19 protein-coding genes are annotated in these 18,220 nt (G+C 68.3%); 12 read left to right on the top strand and 7 right to left on the bottom strand.

Going from position 1 to position 18,220, the window contains the following annotated elements:
• Nucleotides 1-62 precede the first annotated feature (62 nt).
• From LK409_RS01075 to LK409_RS01065, 3 genes are all read left to right on the top strand, one after another.
• The gene (locus tag LK409_RS01075; protein WP_010927611.1) at nucleotides 63-848 is read left to right on the top strand and encodes an IclR family transcriptional regulator; all 786 of its coding nucleotides are present in this window, start codon (nucleotides 63-65) and stop codon (nucleotides 846-848) included.
• A 143-nt stretch (nucleotides 849-991) separates the two neighbouring features.
• Nucleotides 992-1,333: a helix-turn-helix transcriptional regulator gene (locus tag LK409_RS01070; protein WP_226376486.1), complete on the top strand. Its 342-nt coding sequence runs from the start codon at nucleotides 992-994 to the stop codon at nucleotides 1,331-1,333.
• An 11-nt stretch (nucleotides 1,334-1,344) separates the two neighbouring features.
• A complete protein-coding gene (locus LK409_RS01065; protein WP_010927609.1) occupies nucleotides 1,345-2,721 on the top strand; it encodes a type II toxin-antitoxin system HipA family toxin in 1,377 nt (458 codons plus the stop codon).
• Between the two features lie 26 nt (nucleotides 2,722-2,747).
• Here LK409_RS01065 and LK409_RS01060 read toward each other — a convergent pair whose 3' ends face one another.
• The 4 genes from LK409_RS01060 to LK409_RS01045 form a co-directional block, all read right to left on the bottom strand.
• Nucleotides 2,748-3,725 (bottom strand): Bug family tripartite tricarboxylate transporter substrate binding protein, encoded by a 978-nt coding sequence (locus tag LK409_RS01060; RefSeq protein ID WP_010927608.1) that lies wholly within the window; start codon nucleotides 3,723-3,725, stop codon nucleotides 2,748-2,750.
• A 67-nt stretch (nucleotides 3,726-3,792) separates the two neighbouring features.
• Nucleotides 3,793-4,542 (bottom strand): SDR family NAD(P)-dependent oxidoreductase, encoded by a 750-nt coding sequence (locus LK409_RS01055; RefSeq protein WP_010927607.1) that lies wholly within the window; start codon nucleotides 4,540-4,542, stop codon nucleotides 3,793-3,795.
• 96 nt (nucleotides 4,543-4,638) lie between these two features.
• Complete coding sequence (locus tag LK409_RS01050; protein WP_225665738.1) at nucleotides 4,639-5,304, bottom strand: Crp/Fnr family transcriptional regulator; 666 nt, start codon at nucleotides 5,302-5,304, stop codon at nucleotides 4,639-4,641.
• A 66-nt stretch (nucleotides 5,305-5,370) separates the two neighbouring features.
• Nucleotides 5,371-6,213, bottom strand: a complete 843-nt coding sequence (locus tag LK409_RS01045; RefSeq protein ID WP_225665741.1) for an IclR family transcriptional regulator — start codon at nucleotides 6,211-6,213, stop codon at nucleotides 5,371-5,373.
• Nucleotides 6,214-6,443: 230 nt separating this feature from the next.
• On the opposite strand from LK409_RS01045, the gene LK409_RS01040 reads away from it, so the two are divergent.
• The 9 genes from LK409_RS01040 to LK409_RS01000 are packed head-to-tail and all read left to right on the top strand — an operon-like array spanning nucleotide 6,444 to nucleotide 15,201.
• Nucleotides 6,444-7,550, top strand: coding sequence for an LLM class flavin-dependent oxidoreductase (locus LK409_RS01040; RefSeq protein ID WP_003808035.1), 1,107 nt, complete (start codon nucleotides 6,444-6,446; stop codon nucleotides 7,548-7,550).
• Between the two features lie 31 nt (nucleotides 7,551-7,581).
• Nucleotides 7,582-8,658 carry an ABC transporter substrate-binding protein gene (locus LK409_RS01035; RefSeq protein WP_003819325.1) on the top strand — a complete coding sequence of 359 codons (1,077 nt, stop codon included), beginning with the start codon at nucleotides 7,582-7,584 and terminating at the stop codon, nucleotides 8,656-8,658.
• A gap of 27 nt (nucleotides 8,659-8,685) precedes the next feature.
• Complete coding sequence (locus LK409_RS01030; protein WP_003808032.1) at nucleotides 8,686-9,501, top strand: ABC transporter ATP-binding protein; 816 nt, start codon at nucleotides 8,686-8,688, stop codon at nucleotides 9,499-9,501.
• A gap of 15 nt (nucleotides 9,502-9,516) precedes the next feature.
• Nucleotides 9,517-10,302: an ABC transporter permease gene (locus tag LK409_RS01025; protein WP_003808030.1), complete on the top strand. Its 786-nt coding sequence runs from the start codon at nucleotides 9,517-9,519 to the stop codon at nucleotides 10,300-10,302.
• A 7-nt stretch (nucleotides 10,303-10,309) separates the two neighbouring features.
• Nucleotides 10,310-10,918 (top strand): NADPH-dependent FMN reductase, encoded by a 609-nt coding sequence (ssuE, locus tag LK409_RS01020; RefSeq protein WP_003808029.1) that lies wholly within the window; start codon nucleotides 10,310-10,312, stop codon nucleotides 10,916-10,918.
• 7 nt (nucleotides 10,919-10,925) lie between these two features.
• Complete coding sequence (locus LK409_RS01015; protein ID WP_010927606.1) at nucleotides 10,926-12,383, top strand: aldehyde dehydrogenase family protein; 1,458 nt, start codon at nucleotides 10,926-10,928, stop codon at nucleotides 12,381-12,383.
• Nucleotides 12,384-12,421: 38 nt separating this feature from the next.
• Nucleotides 12,422-12,865 carry a hypothetical protein gene (locus LK409_RS01010; protein WP_003808024.1) on the top strand — a complete coding sequence of 148 codons (444 nt, stop codon included), beginning with the start codon at nucleotides 12,422-12,424 and terminating at the stop codon, nucleotides 12,863-12,865.
• Between the two features lie 17 nt (nucleotides 12,866-12,882).
• On the top strand, nucleotides 12,883-13,716 hold the full coding sequence (gene hutG / locus LK409_RS01005) for an N-formylglutamate deformylase (protein ID WP_010927604.1): 834 nt from the start codon (nucleotides 12,883-12,885) through the stop codon (nucleotides 13,714-13,716).
• Between the two features lie 3 nt (nucleotides 13,717-13,719).
• Nucleotides 13,720-15,201, top strand: a complete 1,482-nt coding sequence (locus LK409_RS01000; RefSeq protein ID WP_010927603.1) for an amidase — start codon at nucleotides 13,720-13,722, stop codon at nucleotides 15,199-15,201.
• A 40-nt stretch (nucleotides 15,202-15,241) separates the two neighbouring features.
• On the opposite strand, the gene LK409_RS00995 is transcribed toward LK409_RS01000, so the two are convergent.
• Genes LK409_RS00995 through LK409_RS00985 form a run of 3 tightly spaced genes read right to left on the bottom strand, consistent with a single transcriptional unit; the run spans nucleotide 15,242 to nucleotide 18,175 of the window.
• Nucleotides 15,242-16,000: an enoyl-CoA hydratase/isomerase family protein gene (locus tag LK409_RS00995; protein ID WP_003808019.1), complete on the bottom strand. Its 759-nt coding sequence runs from the start codon at nucleotides 15,998-16,000 to the stop codon at nucleotides 15,242-15,244.
• 22 nt (nucleotides 16,001-16,022) lie between these two features.
• Nucleotides 16,023-17,207, bottom strand: a complete 1,185-nt coding sequence (locus tag LK409_RS00990; protein WP_226376485.1) for an iron-containing alcohol dehydrogenase family protein — start codon at nucleotides 17,205-17,207, stop codon at nucleotides 16,023-16,025.
• Nucleotides 17,204-18,175 (bottom strand): Bug family tripartite tricarboxylate transporter substrate binding protein, encoded by a 972-nt coding sequence (locus tag LK409_RS00985; protein ID WP_010927600.1) that lies wholly within the window; start codon nucleotides 18,173-18,175, stop codon nucleotides 17,204-17,206. Before LK409_RS00985 ends, LK409_RS00990 begins: the two co-directional genes overlap by 4 nt.
• Nucleotides 18,176-18,220: the final 45 nt, after the last annotated feature.

The following is an 18,220-nucleotide window of genomic DNA, read 5'->3' as shown; positions in this document are numbered from 1 at the left end:
CCAGAAAAAATGGCGGCGCGCCCGGGCGGCGCGCCGCCGCAACGGACAGGCAGGAGACGGCAATGGCGGACAACGGCACCACGCGGGCCGGCGGCGGCGACACCGTGCAAAGCGTCAGGCGCGCCCTGGAGATTCTGCGCATCCTCTCCTACAGCTCGTCATCGAACGGCATGCGCTTTTCCGACCTGCAGGCCCAGAGCGGGCTGAGCAAGGGCACGCTGCACCGCTTCCTCAAGACCCTCAGCGCCGAAGGCTTCGTCGAGCAGGCCGCCGGCAGCCGCGTCTACTACCTGGGCCTGGAATTCCTCTCCATGGGCGAGCGCGCCTCCAACCGCCTCGACATCCAGGCCGTCACCCGGCCGGCGCTGGAGCGGCTGGCGCAAAGCACCGGCGACACCGTCATGCTCACCATACGCAGCGGGCTGGACGCCGTCTGCATAGACCGCAAGGAAGGCTCCTTCCCGGTCAAGGTGCTGACCCAGAACATCGGCACCCGCCGCCCGCTGGGCGTGGGCTCGGGCAGCCTGGCGCTGCTGGCCGCGTTCGGCGACGGCGAGGTCGAGAACGTGCTGCGCCGCATCCAACCGCGCCTGCAGCCCTATCCCAGCCTGGACGTGGACAAGCTGCGCGCCCAGGTGGCCGACACCCGCCAGCGCGGCTACGCGCTCAACCCGGGCTACCTGCTCAAGGGCATGTACGGCATCGGCGTGGCGATCTACCTGGCCCGCCAGCCCGTCGCCGCGCTCAGCATCGCCGCCCACTACGGCCGCATGGGCCCGGACCGCCGCAAGACCATCGCCGCCGCGCTCAAGCGCGAGGCCGACCGGGTGACCGAGGAACTGGGGTAGGCGGCGCGGCCGCAAAAAAATGGAAAATGACCACAATATCAGTCCTTAGTTGAATTAAGGACTGGAATTGCGGTCTTTTCATGGATTCAATAAAATGACGCCAATCTCAGTCATTACGATGTTTTAAGACTATGATTGCGGTCATGAAGCGTGACGAAACCCCTCTCCTGCCTGACAAGCGCCAGACCGAAACGCGGCAATTGGGAGCACGTATTGCCCAGATGCGCCACGGCCTCAAGCTGCGGCAGGCCGACGTGGCAGCGCGCGCCGGCGTATCGCGCTCGACCGCCGTGCTGATAGAGAAAGGCGACCCCGGCCGTACACTCGCGCAGGTGCTGCGCTACATCCACGCCATGGCGCCGGAAGTCTCCCTGCAAATGCTTCTGTCGGGCGACGTGCCCGCCTTGGTTGCCCTGAATGCCCGCCGGCGGCCTCAACGCGTGCGCGCCACGGCCAAAGCCGAGCTGCGCGACCTGGACTTCTAGGAGGCGCTATCTTGGCAAGCCGCACCCTGGACCGCGTCACCATCTTCGCGCACATCGCCGAACAAACGGAACCGCGGCACGCCTTCGTCCCGGCCGGCCTGCTTGACCGGGAACGCGCCGCCGACGGCCAGCAAGTACTCAGCTTCGCGTATGGCCTGCGCTATCTGAAACGCCCGGCAGCATTCGACGTGGATCCTCGCGCCCTGAGCCTGGAGCAAGCGCGCGCGAACCCCAGCATGCGCTGGTTTCCCTCACCGGAACTTGGGGAATTCGGCGGTATCCGCGACGCCGCACCCGACGCATGGGGCCGCCGCGTCATCGAAGCGCGCCTGAACGCGGCCCCCAATAGCCTGGATGAATTCACCTACCTGCTGGAGGCGGGCAACGACCGGGTCGGCGCCCTCGATGTACGTGACCGTCTGGACTCCCCACCGCGACACCCCGCCGGCGATCTGCTGAACCTTCCCTACCTGTTGCAAGCGGCCGCTGCCGTGGAGGCAGGGGAACCCGTACCGGCCAAGTTGATGCCGTACCTGGGCGGCGCGCCATCTGCCGGCGGCGCGCGGCCCAAGGCTTCCGTACGTGATGCCGACGGCGTGCTCTGGCTGGCCAAATTCCCCGCCGCGAACGACGCTTATGACATGGCGATCGTCGAAGCCGGCGCCATGGACCTGGCTCGCGCGGCCGGCCTGACGGTTCCGCCGCTGCGAATCCTTCTGGCAGGCAGCGAGCGCATACTGCTGGTACGCCGATTCGACCGCTATTGGGCCCCGCCCGGCCAGCCGCCGCCAGCGCTGGCGCGCGGTTACGACTCGCACCCGCAACCGGGCGCCACGGAAGGGCGCATACCCCAAGTCAGCGCATTGACCATGATGGGATGCCCCGAAATGGATTCCACCGCCAAGAGCTATCGGGATCTTGCGCAGACGATACGGGAGCGGGTCCACCCCTCTTGCATCGCCGCCGATACCGAAGAACTGTTCGCCCGGATGGTGCTCAATATCTTCGTCAACAATGACGACGACCATCTGCGCAATCATGCCTTCTCGTACGACGCGCAGCTACGCGGCTGGCGTCTAAGCCCCCTCTATGACGTCGTGCCGCGTCCGTCGGTCGCGCGGGAGCGTCGCCTGCATCTGAGTATCGGCGCCCAGGGCAAGCTGGCAACGCTGGACAATGCCATGAGCGAGTTTGCCGCATTCGTTGTCGACAAGCCTGCCGCGCTGGCGGTCATCCGTCGGGTGTGGGGCGCCACCCGCAATTGGAAAGCCGTCTTCGAAGCGCACGGCGCCAGGCCGGCGCTCATCGCGATCCTGGAACAAGCCATTCGCCCCTTGGGCGAGGTCGCCAGCCCGGCACTCGAACGCGAACTACGGCGCTCGACCTAGCAACCCCGCGACCGCAGTCGCCCGCCTCAATCCAGCTTGACGTTGGCCGCCTTGATCACGTCCGCCCAGCGCTGCATGTCCTGCGCCAGGAAGGCCTTGAACGCCGCGCCGTCGGAGACCTCCGGCACGAAGCCGGTGGCGGCGATCTTCTCGACCACGCCGGGATCCTTGAACGCGTCGATCGTGACCGCCGAGACCTTGGCCAGCACCGCCGGCGGCGTGCCGGCCGGCGCGAACAGCGCCGTCCAGGCATCGGCCTCGACATCGCGCACACCCTCCTGCGCCAGCGTGGGCAGGCTGTCGAGCTGCGGCGCGCGATCCCTGGAAGCCACCGCCAGCGCCACGATCGAACCGTCCTTGATGAAGGGCAGGACGCTGGGCAAGGTGGCGAACGACACGTCCACGAATCCGCCCAGCAGGCCCTGCGCGACCTCGCCCGAGCCCTTGTACGGAATATGGGCCATCTTCACGTCCGCGCTGCGCATGAACATTTCGGCCACCAGGTGCGACGCCGAGCCATTGCCGCTGGAGCCCACGTTCAGGTTTGCGCCAGGCTTGCTGGCCAGCTCGATCAGCCCGCGCACGCTGTCCACGCCCAGGTTCTTGCGCACCACCAGCACGTGCTGCATGCGCGCCAGCCCGGCGATGGGCGTGAAATCGCCCAGCGCGTCGTACGGCAGGTTGGGATAGAGCGCCGAGTTCGCGCCATGCGTCTGGTTGGTGCCCAGCAGCAGCGTATAACCGTCGGGCTGCGCGCGCGCCACTTCCTGGGTGCCGATGATGCCCGAGCCGCCAGGCTTGTTCATGATGACGGCCGGCTGGCCCAGGTTGTCGTTATAGGTCTGCGACACCGTGCGCGCCACCGACTCCAGCGCGCTGCCGGCCGGATACGGCACCACGATGCGGATCGGCCGCGTCGGATAGGCGTCTTGCGCCAACGCCTGGGGCGCCACCACGGCCAGCGCAAGCGTCGCGGCGGACAGGGAACGGAACAGCGATTTCATTGCAGGTCTCCTCCAGTGCTTGCCCGCCTTCCAGGACGGGCTTCGATATCGGCGCGCACGCCGGTGTTCATACAGCCAGAAATCCGCCGTCGACCGCCAGCACCGCGCCGGTGACATAGGCCGACATCGGCGAAGCCAGGAATGTCACGGGTCCGACCAGGTCCTGCGGGCTGCCGAAGCGGCGCATCGGGATGCGCGCCATCAGGGCGCCGCGCCGTTGGGGATCGTCCCGGCTGGACTGGGTCATGGCGGTTTCGATCACGCCGGGCGCCACCGCGTTGACGCGGATGCCGCAAGGCGCCAGCTCCAGCGCCAGCACCTTGGTCAGCATCTGCGCGGCCGCCTTGGACGTCGAATAGGCGATGGACTGCGCCGACGCCCGGCTGGCCGCGATCGAGGTGATGTTGACCACCGCGCCGCGGGTGGCCGCCAGACCCTCCAGGCAGGCCAGCGTCATGTTGCGCACGCCGTCCACGTTCACGTCCATGGCCTGGCGCCACAGCGCGTCGCGCTCGTCGCCGTCGAAGGCATGCCTGGGACGCACCCCCGCGTTGTTCACGAGCACGCCGAGCGCCCCCAGGTCCTCGCCGACCTGGCGGGCCACCGCGGCGCAGCGCGCCGCGTCGCGGACATCGAGCTCATAGGCGGCGGCGCGCGCGCCCTCGGCGCGCAAGGCCTCGGCCGTGCGCCGCGCGCCGGCCAGGTCGATGTCGCACACGGCCACCGCGGCGCCCTGCGCCGCCAGCCCGCGCGCAATCGCCGCGCCGTTGCCCTGCGCGGTGCCCGTCACCAAGGCGATTACATTGTCCAGCAGCATGCCGCCCGCTTCCCCGTGAAAACCATCACTGTAGAAACAAAGCAGGCAGCGGGTTGTATCGCGCGCTACAAAACCGCGGGGATTCTCACGCCGGCCTCAGAACGGCCCCAGCCGCGCGCGCAGGCGCTCGGCGTCGCGGATCTCCACGCCCTTGCCGCGCGTGTCGACCAGTCCCTCCTCGGCCATGGCTTTCAGCGCGCGGGTCACCGTCACCCGGCTCAGGCCGGTCATGCGGGCCAGCTGCTCGTGCGTCAGGCGCAACGCGCGGGTCTGCTCCGAGCCCGCCGCGATGCGGCCCAGCAGGCCCTCCAGCCGCTCGCGCGGACTGGCCGAGGTTGCCCGCAGCAATTTGCCGATGAGAATACGGTGCTTGATGCCCAGCAACTGGATCAGCGACACCGCCAGCCCGGGCTCGCCGGCCAGCACCGGCAGCAGTTCGGAGACGCGGTACTCGGTCACGACCGCGGGCGTGACCGCCCTGGCCGTGACATAGCGCGGCTCGTCGACGAAGGCCGAGGCCTCGCCGAAAATCGCGTCCGGCCCGAAGATCTCCAGCAGCAGGACGCCGCCATTGGCGCCGTGCACGACCGTATGCAGGAATCCCGATCGCACCAGGAAGAAGCTGTCGTGCACATCGCCCTGCCTGTAGAGCGCCTGGCCCTCGGCGAACGCGCGCACCCGCCCCAGATCGGTGCGCAGCAGCCAGCCCGCGCCGAATTTGCGCGACGTATCCCAGGACGAATAATTGACATCGATGGCCACGGCCCTTCCTGCGTGCAAGCGCGCCGGGCGGCGCGCCATCGCAGGTTACCCGAAAAGCCGCGCGGCTCAGCCGCCGCGCCGCTGGTTGGCGATCTGCGCGCCCAGGCAGGCGGAGATCCTGCCCGCGGCCTCGACCGCGCACTCGATCATCGACTCGACGGTCGGACCGCTGCTGATCTGCGTGGGCCGGCCGACGCTGACCGCGGCGATCACGCGGCCGGTGAAGTTGTAGACCGGCGCCGCCACCGACACCGTGCCGCGAAACGAGCCGTCCTCGGAAACGGCATAGCCCTGCTGGCGGATCTGCACGATCTCCTCGATGACCGTGTCGCGCCTGGAGATATCGAAGGCGGAGAAGCGCTTCTCGGCATATTGCCCCAGCTTCTCCAGGATCTCGTCGTCGGCCAGGTCGGCCAGCAGCACCTTGCCCATCGCGGTGGTGGCCAGCGGCACCTCGGAGCCTGGCGCGATGCGGATGTCGTAGTGGCCATAGTCCTGGATCGTGATCAGGTAGATCACGCTCAGGTCGCGCATCACGCCCAGGAACGCATTGAGCCTGTGGGCATCGACCACGTTGCGCAGCACCGGCGGGGCGCAGGTTTCGATGCGCGCCGAGCGCAGATAGGTGCGCCCCACTTCGAAGGCTTCATAGCCGATCCGGTACTTGCCGGACTCGGGGTTCTTTTCCAGGTAGTTGAGCTCGGAGAGCGAACTCACCAGCCGATGCACCACCGCCACGGGCAGGCCCACGTCGCGGGCCAGTTCGCGCACGCCGATCTCGCCGCCGCAGTGCGCGACGTGGCTCAGCACTCGCAGGCCCTTGGTCATCACCTGGCTTCCGCCCGACTCGGCCCCGCCTTCCTCCTTGCGGGTTTTGCTCCCGTCTGCCGCCACTGTGGCTTCCTCCATCTTATGTTTCGCAAAATCGTTCCGATTATAGAAACAATCGTTCCGCCTTTCAAATCATGAGGCGTAGAGCCAGCACACAAGCCCCTTTTCCCTGTCCAGGGTGAAGTAATGGGAAACCCTATATTGACGCCGGCAGGCGCAGCGGCGATGATGCGCTCATCTTATTCGGAACGATGTTCCTATATTAGGAACACTCAACACAAGCCACACCATTTATAGCAGGAGTTGCCATGAAGGTCATTCTTTTCCATGAGGCCATCTGCCCGGCGGGCACCACGTGGGCCCAGCGCATGAAGGAAGTGGTGGACGAAGCCGTCCATGCGGAAGCCTGCGGCTTCGACGGCTACGCCATGTCGGAACAGCACTTCGCCAGCGGCGAGGCCATCACCTCGGCGCCGGAAATCGTGCTGCCGTACGTGGCCGCGCGCACCACGAAGATGCGCCTGCGCATTGCCTCGGTCAATCTGCTGCCCTACAACCACCCCATCCGCATCGTCGAACAGATGGCCACGCTGGACCTGCTGTCGGGCGGCCGGGCCGAACTGGGCGGCGCGCGCTCGAACAACCCCTACACGCTCGACGCCTTCGGCGTGGATGCCAAGCTGACGCGCGAGTACCGCGACGAGTTCCTGGCCATCATCGGCAAGGGCTTCACGCAGGAAAAACTGGAACACCAGAGCCCCTACTACAACATCCCGCCGCGCCGCATGTCGCCGTGGCCCGTGGGCCGGCGCCCGGTGCCGGTGCACCTGTCGGCCACCAGCCTCGAATCGCACGAGGAAGCCGGCCGGATGGGCGTGGGCGCCATGAGCGGCCTGAGCATCCTGGGCTGGGAGTACGCGCAAGCCTGCATCGACGCCTATCGCAAGGGCGCCGAGAACGCGCAATGCGTGGCCGGCTCCATCACCAAGCGCCAGGCCCTGTTCTCGGTCGGCGTGAACTGCCACGCCGATCGCGCCACGGCGCTGAAGCAGACCGAGGAAAACACCCTGCGCTTCGTCGAAGTCATCATGGACTGGATGACCAAGCTGGCCAAGCGCTCGGAAGGCTATGAGTACTTCGCCCAGATCGAGCGCATCCGCGCCAACATGGACAACCTGCAATACCTCATCGACAACGCGCCCTACATCATGGCCGGCACGCCCGACGACCTGATCGAACGCTGCCGCCGGCTGCACGAAATGGGCATCGACGACCTGATCTGGCGCATCGACGGCATGGGCCACGAAACCAACAAGAAGGCCCTGGAGCTGATCGGCAAGGAAGTGCTGCCGGTCGTGCAGAGCTGGCCCGAACACGAGTACTCGACACCCAGCTCGACCTGGAACCAGAGCTGACTTCACGCCGGCACACGGCCAAGGGGAAGAAATGAAAGCATCGAAACTATTCATCGCCGCCGGCGTGGCCGCGGCACTGGCCGGCGCCGCGCCGGCGGCCGCCAGCGCGGCCGACAAATTCGTGTTCGCCTGGCCGTCGGCCATCAACTCGGGCGTGGCGCCGCTGTCCTATGCCAAGAAGCTGGGCTACTGGCAGGACGAGCGCATCGACCTGACGGTGCAGGTGCTGACCGGCTCGGGGGTCATCGTGCCCCAGCTGCTGGCCGGCAACATCCAGGGCGCCTACTCCAGCCTGGAAACCCTGGTCGTCGCGCGCCAGCCCGGCAAGCCGGATTACCCGATCCTGTTTCCCTATAACTACCTGCGCAACTCGATCTGGGAATTCGCGGTGCTGAAGGACTCGCCCATCCAGTCCTTCGCCGACATGAAGGACGCGACCATCGGCGTGCTGGGGCTGACCTCGGGCAATATTTTCATGTCGCGCGCCATCCTCGCCAGCCAGGGCGTGCCGGCCGGCGACGTCAAGTTCCTGGCCGTGGGCACCGGCGCGGCCGCGTTCGACGCCCTCAAGACGCGCCAGGTGCAGGTGCTCAACCTGTTCGACACCGCGCACGTGCGCGTCGAGCAGAACGGCATCCCGATCCGCCGCGTGCCGCTGCCCGCCGCCTACCAGGGCCTGTCCAGCCACGGCATCTCCGTCACCCGCAAGCTGTACGACCAGAACCCGGACCTGATCGCACGCTTCGGCCGCGCCCTGACCAAGGGCACCGTGGCCTGCCAGGCCAACCTCGAGAGCTGCATCCGCGCCTATTGGGACGACTACCCGGCGATGAAGCCGCGGCCCGACCAGGAGCAGGCCACGCTCGAGCGCGAGAAGGAAGTGCTGAAGGTGCGCATGGCCAACCTCAACTACTTCCGCGACGGCCAGCCGCGCCAGTACGGCGCGTTCTCGCAGGAAGACTGGACCATGCTCATCGAGGCGCTCAAGCTGGGCAACGAAGTCACCAAGACCGACATTCCGCTGGACACGCTTTATTCCAACAAGCTGGTCGGCGAATACAACAAGTTCGACGCCGATGCCGTGGCCAGGCAGGCCCGGGAGCATTGAGAACGCCGTACGTCAGGAAGCACGCCCATGACTGAACAATCCGGGGGGCCGTCGGTCCCCCAGCTCCAGATCGACGCGCTGTCGGTCACTTACGAAACGCGCCGCGGCAGCCTGCTCGCCGTCGACAACATGACGATGAGCGTCGGCCGCAAGGAATTCGTCGCGGTGCTCGGCCCCTCGGGCTGCGGCAAGTCCACGCTGCTCAAGATCGTCTCGGGCCTGCTGCGGCCCAGCGGCGGGCAGGCGCTGCTGGACGGCAGCCGGATCGAAGGCCCGCGCCGCGACGTCGGCATCGTCTTCCAGCAGCCGGTGCTGCTGCCCTGGAAGACCGTCGTCGAAAACGTGCTGGTGCCGATCCGCGCCTTGCGCCTGAACGAGAACGAACACCGCGGCATCGCGCTGGACCTGCTCAAGCTGGTCGGGCTGGAGAAATTCGCCGACCACTATCCGCGCGAACTCTCCGGGGGCATGCAGCAACGCGTGGGCATCGCGCGCGGCCTGGTGCACAACCCCCGCCTGCTGCTGATGGACGAACCGTTCGCCGCGCTCGACGCCATGACGCGCGAGCAGATGTCCGAGGAGCTGCAAAGCATCTGGATGGAAACGGACAAGGCCGTGCTGTTCATCACCCACTCGATCCACGAAGCCGTCTTCCTGGCCGACCGCGTCATCGTCCTGTCCGAACGCCCGGCCAAGGTCATCGATGATGTCGTCATCGACCTGCCCCGCCCGCGCCAGTCGAACATCGCCTCCAACCCGCGATTCGGCGAACTGTGCGCGCATCTCAAGAGCCACTTCACCACGGCTGCCAATCGCACGGAAAGCCCCGTCGCGAATCATTGACGGGAACACACACCCATGGCAAATCGATTCTCCAACGTCCTGCTGCCCCTGGTCACGCTCGTGCTCATCCTGGGCCTCTGGGACATTTCGGTACGCTGGCTGGGCATGCCGGCCTATCTCCTGCCGCCGCCGCTGGACGTCTTCCGCGCGCTCTGGCATGGCTACTCCACCGGGCTGCTGTGGCCCCACCTGCTGACCACCACCGCCGAAACCATCGGCGGCTTCGTGCTCGGATGCAGCGTGGCGGTGGTCGTGGGCGGGCTGGTGGCGGAATTCCGCCTGCTCGAACGCATGGTCTACCCCTACGTCGTCGCGCTGCAGTCCATGCCCAAGGTCGCGCTGGCTCCCCTGCTCATCGTCTGGTTCGGCTTCGGCCTGATGTCCAAGGTGGTGCTGGTCGCGCTCATCTGCTTCTTCCCGATGTTCGTCAACGTCGTCACGGGACTGCGCGGCGCCCGCCAGGAACTCATCGACCTGTACACCGCCTTTTCCGCCAGCCGTTTCCAGATCTTCCGCGACATCAAGCTGCCCTCGGCCCTGCCCTCCATCTTCGCCGGGTTGCAGATCGCCCTGGTGCTGTCGCTGCTGGGCGCGGTGGTGGGCGAGTTCGTGGCGTCGCAGAAAGGGCTGGGCAGCCTGATCCAGGCCGCCTCGCTGAACTTCGACCTGCCCATCATGTTCGCCTGCATCCTCACCCTGGCCTTCATGGGCGCCATGGCGACGCTGGTGGTGAACTGGGCGCAACGCCGCCTGCTGTTCTGGCACGAGACCACGGCCGGACAGGACCGCAAAGCAAGGTAAGACCATCATGATCGACGCAAGAATCGTGGCCATCTCGGCCAGCCCCTCGCCCACCTCCAAGACCGCGCTGTTCGTCGACCACGTACTGGCGCAACTGGGCCCGCGCGGCCAGCAGGCCCGCCACATCCGCGTGCGCGACATCGACCCGCGGGCGCTGCTGGCCGGCGACTTCGGCAACGCGGCGCTGCGCGAGGCGGCCGCGCTCATCGAGCAGGCCGACGCCGTGATCGTGGCCACGCCCGTCTTCAAGGCGTCCTACTCCGGCCTGCTCAAGGCCTTCCTGGACGTCCTGCCGCAGTTCGCGCTGGCCGGCAAATCGGTCCTCCCGCTGGCCACCGGCGGCAGCGTCGCCCACGTCCTGTCGGTCGACTACGCGCTGCGGCCCGTGCTGCAGTCGATGGGCGCGCGCCACGTCATCCAGGGCTTCTTCCTGGCCGAAGGCGACGTGCTCGCCGCGCCCGCGCCATTCCGCATCCACGAGACCGCCGACGAGAAACTGGCCGAAGTGCTGCACCATTTCCGTTGCGTGCTCGACGCTCCCGTGGCCGACACCCTGCTCGGGCACCCGCGCCCCAACCGCTCGCCGGGCACGGCGGCCCAGTTCGGCTGCGCCTAGGAACACCATGACCTCCTCCCCTGACATCGGCGCCTACGCCTACATCGGCGGCCGCTGGGCACAGACGCCGGCCGCGCGCACGTTCCGCACCGCGCTGCCCCATGACACGCGCCAGAGCGGCCGGGAGTTCGGCTGCGCCACGCCGGCCGACGCCGAGGCCGCCGTTGCCCGCGCCACGGCCGCCGCCGCCCCCTGGGCCGCCGTGCCGGCGCTGCAACGCGCCGAGCCGCTGCGCAAGGCCGCCGCGCTGCTGCTCGAACGCCTCGACGAACTGACCCGCCTGCTCGCCCTCGAAGCCGGCAAGCCCCTGCAGGAGGCGCGCGGCGAAGTGAGCGCCGCCGCGGGCTTCCTGCACGCCTACGCCGGCTGGCCGGCCTGGGGCGGCCAGGGCGCCGTCAAACGCAACGGCGCGCTGCGCATCGTCCAGGAGAAATTCCCGCGCGGCGTGGCGGCCATCATCACGCCGTGGAACTACCCCCTGTCCAATCCCTGCCAGAAAATCGGCGCGGCGCTAATAGGCGGCAACCCCGTCATCTGGCGGCCTTCGGTCTCCACCCCCGCCGTGTCGCTGGCGTTGATCGAAATCATGCACCAGGCGGGCTTTCCCGACGGCGTGTTCAATGCGCTCATCGAGGACGGCGACGCGGTCTCCCGCGCCCTGGTGGCCAGCGAGGCCGTCGCCGCCGTCAGCTTCACCGGCTCGACGCGCGTCGGCCTGCAGGTGGCCGCCGCCGCAGCCGGCCGGGGCGCGGCCGTGCAGTGCGAGATGGGCGGCAAGAACGCCGCCGTGGTCATGCCCGACGCCGACCTCGACCTTGCCGCCGAACGCATCGCCTTTGGCGCCTTCGGCTTTGCCGGCCAGAAATGCACCGCCGTCAGCCGCGTGCTGGTCCACCGCCACGTCGCCGACGCGTTCCTGAAACGCCTGCTGGACATCGTCCGCGACCTGCGGCCCGGCCTGCCCCACCAGGAAGAGTCCTGCCTGGCCCCGCTCATCTCGGCGCGCCAGCACGACCTGCTGGTCGACGCCATCGCCCAGGCGCGCGAACGCGGCGCCCGCCTCATCGAAGGCGGCGCGCCGATCGAACAGGCGCCCTATGCCCACGGCAACTACCTATCGCCGGCGCTCATCCAGGTCCATGACCTCGATGACCCGCTGTGGACCGACGAGTATTTCGGCCCGGTCCTGGCGTTGCGGGTCTGCGACGACCTGGACCAGGCCATCGCCGAAGTCAACGCCACGCGCTACGGCCTGGGCGCCGCCCTGTTCAGCCACGACGCGCGCGCGATCGGCCGCTTTACCGACCAGGTGCAGGCCGGCGTGGTGAAGATCAACGACGTCCCCCCCGGGCTGTACCCGCACGTCTCCACCGGCGGCTGGAAAGCCTCCGGCCTGGGCCCCAACGAACTATCCGAAGACGGCGTCGATTTCTTTCTGCACAAGAAATCCGTCTACCTGGCCTGATGCCGTCCCCCACGATCCGTATTGAAGGAGAACACGCCATGGCACACGATCCGATCGAAGTCTGGAAAAAGATGCCCATGAAGGTCTGGCCCGAGCGCTACTGGCTCATCGACGTGCCGGCCGAGCACGGCGAGGCCGTCGCGCGCGCGCTGGCCCACAGCCAAAGCCGGTACGTGGCCGTCATCCGCGACCAGACCGGCTTTTCCCTGGTCGTCGACGAGCAGACCTGGGAAGGACACGGCAGCGCGCAGGCCGAACGGCAGAAATTCGGCCCGCTCAAGGTGATCTCCACCGACGGCCCGCTGCCGTTCGACGTCACCGGCTTCATCAAGGCCGCCCTCGAACCGGTCAACACGCTGGGCATGAAGGCCGCCCCGCAATGCGGCGCCGCCGCCGACCATTTCTTCTGCGCCGAAGCCGAGGTCGACCAGGTGGCCGCCGTCTTCGAACGCTTCACGGCCGGCTTTGGCGCCGCCCGATGACCGGACCGCAGACGGCCATGGCGCCGCCATGGCTGACCATCCACGAAGGCGGCTCGCCGCTGGTGTGCAGCATCCCCCACGCCGGCAGCTGGATCCCCGACGAGCTCAGGCACGACTTCGTCTCCGACTGGGATGCCGTGCGCGACTGCGACTGGTGGGTCGACCGGCTCTACGATTTCGCGCGCGACCTGGACGCCACGCTGGTGTGCACCAAGGTGTCGCGCTCGGTCATCGACGTCAACCGTCCCGCGGACGGGCGCTCGCTCTACCCCGGGCAGGCCACCACGGGGCTGTGCCCCACCACCAACTTCGACGGCGCGCCGCTTTACCGCGTCGGCCGCGAACCCGATGACGCCGCCATCGCCCGGCGCAAGGCGCAGTACCACCAGCCCTTCCACGCGGCGCTCGCAAGCCAGATCGCGCGGCTGCGCGAGCGGCACTGCGCCGTCGTGCTGTACGACTGCCACGCCATCCGCTCGCGCATCCCGCGCCTGTTCGACGGGCAGCTACCCGCCCGGAACATCGGCACCAACGACGGCGCCAGCTGCAGCCCGGAACTGCAGGCCATCGTCGCCGACGCCTGCCGCGCCAGCGGCCGTGACTACGTCGTCAACGGCCGCTTCAAGGGCGGCGCCATCACGCGCCAGTACGGACAGCCCGACGCCGGCGTGCACGCCATCCAGATGGAACTGGCCTGCCGCGCCTACATGCATGAACCCGCCGACGCCCCCAGCGAGGAAAACTGGCCCTCGCCGTGGTCGGCCGACGCATCCGCCGCATTGCGCGCCACCCTGCAAACCCTGCTGCAGGCCCTGCGGGATTGGGCCGTGCGCCAGAAACCGAATCGCTGATTTATGCACGCAAGCCACATCATTGACTACCTGAAACTCGATGCGGTCGAGCTGTCCGAGCACATTGCGCGCGGCGACATGACCGCCGAGCACGCCATGCGCTGCGCCCTCGAACTGGCCGGCCGCTACGACGAACCCTACGGGGTGCTGTGCCACGCCCATCCCGAGGCCGCGCTGGAAAGCGCGCGCCAGGGGCGCCCCGGCACCCGCTTCGCCGGCGTTCCGTTCCTGCTCAAGGATTCGGGCCTGCCCTCCACGCGGCTGCCCTCCAGCGTGGGATCGCGCCTGTTCTCCGATACCCGCTACGCCCAGGACTCGACCCTGGCCAGCCGCCTGGAGCAGGCCGGGCTCATACCCTTTGCCCGCACCCGCGTCTCCGAGCTGTGCATGGCGCCGACCAGCGAAGCCGTGCGCTACGGCGGCCCCACGCGCAACCCCTGGGCGCCCGAGCGCTCCGCCGGCGGTTCGAGCGGCGGCTCCGCCGTCGCCGTCGCGCTGGGCATCGTTCCCATGGCGCACGGCAGCGACGGCGGCGGATCGGTGCGCATCCCCGCCGCCTGTTGCGGCGTGTTCGGCTTCAAGCCCTCGCGCGGCCTGCTGCCGGTCGGCCCGCTCAAGGGCGAGAGCCTGGGCGGCATGGCCACCGACGGCGTGCTCAGCCAGACCGTGCGCGACAGCGCCGCGCTGCTCGACGCGGTCAGCGGCTACGAGCCGGGCAGCCCCTATGCCTCTCCGGTATGCGCCAAGCCGCTGAGCGCCAGCGTCGTGCCGGCCATCGGCCGGGCGCGCCTGCGCGTGGGCGTGTGGCGCGAAGCCTGGAACGGCGTGCCCATCGCCCAGCCCTGCCTGCAGGCCGTGCAGCAGGCCGCCGACCTGTGCCGCGAACTCGGCCACGAGGTCGTCGACCTGCCGCTGCCCAATTTCAACTACGACCAGTTCGTCGACGCGCACGCCACCATGCTGGCGACCACCATCGCCCGCCTCGTCGACGCGCGCCTGCGGCAAACGGGCCAATCGCTCGCCGACGGCGACCTCGAGCCCGCCATCGCCGACGGCTACACCCTGGGCAAGCGGATCGACGCCATCACCTACGCCGGCGCCGTCGATTGCTTCCACGGCGTGGGCCGCGCCATCGAGCGCGCCATGGCATCCTGCGACCTCATTCTCTCGCCCGCGCTCACCACCCTGCCGGTCAAGCTGAGCACCCTCACCCCGGTCGGCGGCTTCCTGGACTTCCGCCGGCGCGTCTCGGAATACACCACCTTCCTCGCCATCATCAACGCCTCCGGCCAGCCGGCCGCCAGTGTTCCGCTGCACTGGACGGCCGACGGCCTGCCCGTGGCCGTGCAGCTCATCGGCCACTTCGGCCAGGACGATCTCGTCATGCGCCTGGCCGCGGAATTCGAGCGCGCCGCCCCCTGGCATGGCCGCCTGGCGCGCTTTCGCGGCGACGCCTACACCCAGGCCCTCGAACGCGCCGCCTGAACCGGCACCCGGCAAGGCGGGCGGCCACGCGCCGCCCGCCTCACTTCTTCAGGAAGGCGCCGATCGCCTGGCGGGTTCCCTCGGTCGAAAAGAGGAAGCTCTGCGCGGCCGCCTCCATGTCCAGCGTGGCCTCCAGCGTCGACTCGAAACTGCGGTTGAGCATGCGCTTGATCATCTGCAGCGCCTGCGGCGATTTCAGGCTCAGGGCGCGGGCCTTGCCGCGCACTGCGTCCATCAGGGCATCGGCCGGAAACACGCCGTTGATCATGCCCCACTCCAGGGCCTGCGGCGCGCTCACGCGGTCCGCGAAAAAACACATTTCCTTGGCGCGCGCCAGGCCCACCCTTCTGGGCAGGTGATAGGCCGACCCCTGGTCGGGCGCCAGGCCTATGGCCGAGAAGCTCTGCGTGAAGTACGCCGACTCGCTGGCGTATATCAGGTCGCTTCCCAGCGCCAGGCTGCAGCCGGCCCCCGCGGCCGGCCCGTTGACCGCTGCGATGACCGGCTGCGGCAGGTTGGCGAAGGCCCTGAACCACTGGTGGCTGACGCGCGTGATCAGGTCATTGAGCTCTTCGCTGCTGCACTCGAACTCGCTGATATCGCCGCCGGCGCAGAACGCCCGCCCCGCGCCGGTCAGCACCACGACCCGGATCGCCGTGTCGCCGGCAATCCGCTGCAGGCACGCGGTCATCTGCTTGCGCAGCGCCAGGCTCATGGCATTGAATTTTTCCGGACGGTTGAGCGTCACCTGGCAAATGCCGTCCTCGACGCTGACATCGAGATTGTCGAAATCCATCATGTCTCCAAATTTCCAGCCCGGCTTACCAGGCATCGCGCAACACGGCCTCGATCTGGCCCGGGTGTTCGAGCCGGACCGGGTTGTTCCGCAAGTACCAGTCCCGCATGGCCACGGCGGCGATATCCGGCAGGCGCTCGCGGGCGACCCCGGCATCGCGCAAGCGCGACGGGTACGCCGTAGCCGCCGCCAGCTGCGTCAGCGCCCGCGCGACGGCGGCCACGCCGGCATCCGTGCCGCCCCCATCCACCCGCAGGGCCGAGGCCAGCAGTTCGATTCCCCGCCTGGCCGACGGCGCATTGAAGCGCAGCACATGAGGCAGCACGATGGCGTTGGCGATACCGTTGTCGATGTCGAACATCGATGAAATCGCGTGCCCGATGGGGATGCACATGCCCGCGCCGGTATGGTCGCTGCCCTGCCCGGCCTGGATCGCATACCAGATCAGGTCGCGCCGCTCGGCCGGCGACGCCAGGGCGCCGCCTTGCACCAGGCTGCGGTAAAGCCCCCCGGCGGCATGCACCAGGGCCGCGTCCGACAAGGGATGAGCCGTCCTGGACAGCAGCCCCTCGACCGCCAGCGCCAGCGAATTGAAGGCCGCGCTGTGCAGCAGCGCCAGCGGCGCGCTGGCGGTGAATGCGGGATGCAGGAACACGCTGCGGGCCCGGGTCTTGGGATCGAACAGCGCCATCCGCGCCCCGCTCGCTTCGTCCAGCATGGCGCTGCCCGCCTTGGGGATGGCGGTGGTCGGCGTGCTCGGCACGACGATCTGCGGCATCTTGTCCGCCGCCAGCCGGGGGCTGCGCATGCTCCCGTCGGCCAGCCATTGCGTGCACAGGGACGCGACGTCCCCGTCCTCGGCGCGGAGAATGCTGGCGGCGCGCGCCGTCACGATGGCCGAGCCGCCCCCCACGGCGATGACGCACTGCGTACCGCTGGAGCGCAGGTACCGCGCGACGGCCTGTACGGCCGACAACGGGCTGTGCGGCCTGACGTCGGCGCATATGCCGTCCAGCCGGCTTCCCAGCGGCCGGCGTATCAGCGCGAGCAGGCGCTCGTCCCTGGCCATCGAGCGCCCGCAGACGATCACCGCGCTCGCGCACCCCAGCCGGTCCAGCTCGGCCGGCAGCGCCTCGAAACACCCCTCGCCCTCGAACGCCCGCATCTCCGGGGTGTGGTACCTGGCATAGGATGGCATCTTCTGCCTCACTGCACCGTCATGCCCGTCGTTTCCACGATCTTGCGCCATTTCGCGATCTCGCTCTTCTGGAAGTTGTCCATCTCTGCCATGCTGCCCGGCTGGACGATCCAGCCATTGCGGGCCAGGAAGTCGGCCACCGCCTGCTCCTTCACGATGTCGTTGAACATGGCGTTCAGGTCCTTGCGCCGGTCCTCGGGCACGCCCTTGGGCGTATAGGCCGCGATCCATTCCAGGAATTCGTAGCCCTGCACGCCCTGCTCGGCGATGGTCGGCACGTTCTCCAGCCCCGGGATCCGGGTCCTGGTCGACACCCCGATGGGCTTGACCTGCCCGCCCGTGATCATGGGCTGCGCCGCGATGGAGTCCGCGAACACCACGTCCACCTGGCCGCCGACCAGGTCCGTCAAGGCCGCCGGTACGGATTTATAGGGCACGTTCATCAGGTCCACGCCGACGTACGACTTCAGAAGTTCGCCGCCCGCCTGCGACGACGAATTGCCCGAGCCGAACGTCATGGGGCGCGGGCTGGCCTTCGCCGCCGCGATGAAGTCCTGGACATTGTTGATCCTGGAGTCGGCCTTCACCACCATCACGACGCCGCCGACGCCGACCAGGCCTATCGGATCGAAGTCGGCCACCGGGTCATAGGGCAGCGACTTGTACAGGCTGGGGTTGGCGCCATGCGTGGTGCTGGTGGTCAGCAGGATGTTGTAGCCGTTGGCGGTTGCCTTCTTCGCATGCTGCGCGCCGATGATGCCATTGGCGCCAGCCTTGTTTTCCACGATCGCCGCGAGCCCCGTCTTCTCGGTAATGGCCTTGCCGATGTGGCGCGCCAGCAGGTCGGTGCCCCCGCCCGCGCCGAACGGAACGATCAGCGTGAATGGCTCGCTGGGATAGGGCTTGGTCTGCGCCTGGCTCGCGGCGCCCGCCAGGCAGGCCAGGGACGCCGCGATCAACGCGACAACTTTGCGATGCATTTTTTTCGTCATGTTCATGATATGGATACGGGGCAGGCTCCGGGC

Source organism: Bordetella parapertussis (assembly GCF_020735925.1).
Classification (GTDB): Bacteria; Pseudomonadota; Gammaproteobacteria; order Burkholderiales; family Burkholderiaceae_B; genus Bordetella; species Bordetella pertussis.
The sequence above is the reverse complement of the archived record's forward strand: the minus strand, read 5'-3'. Positions and strand labels throughout refer to the sequence as shown.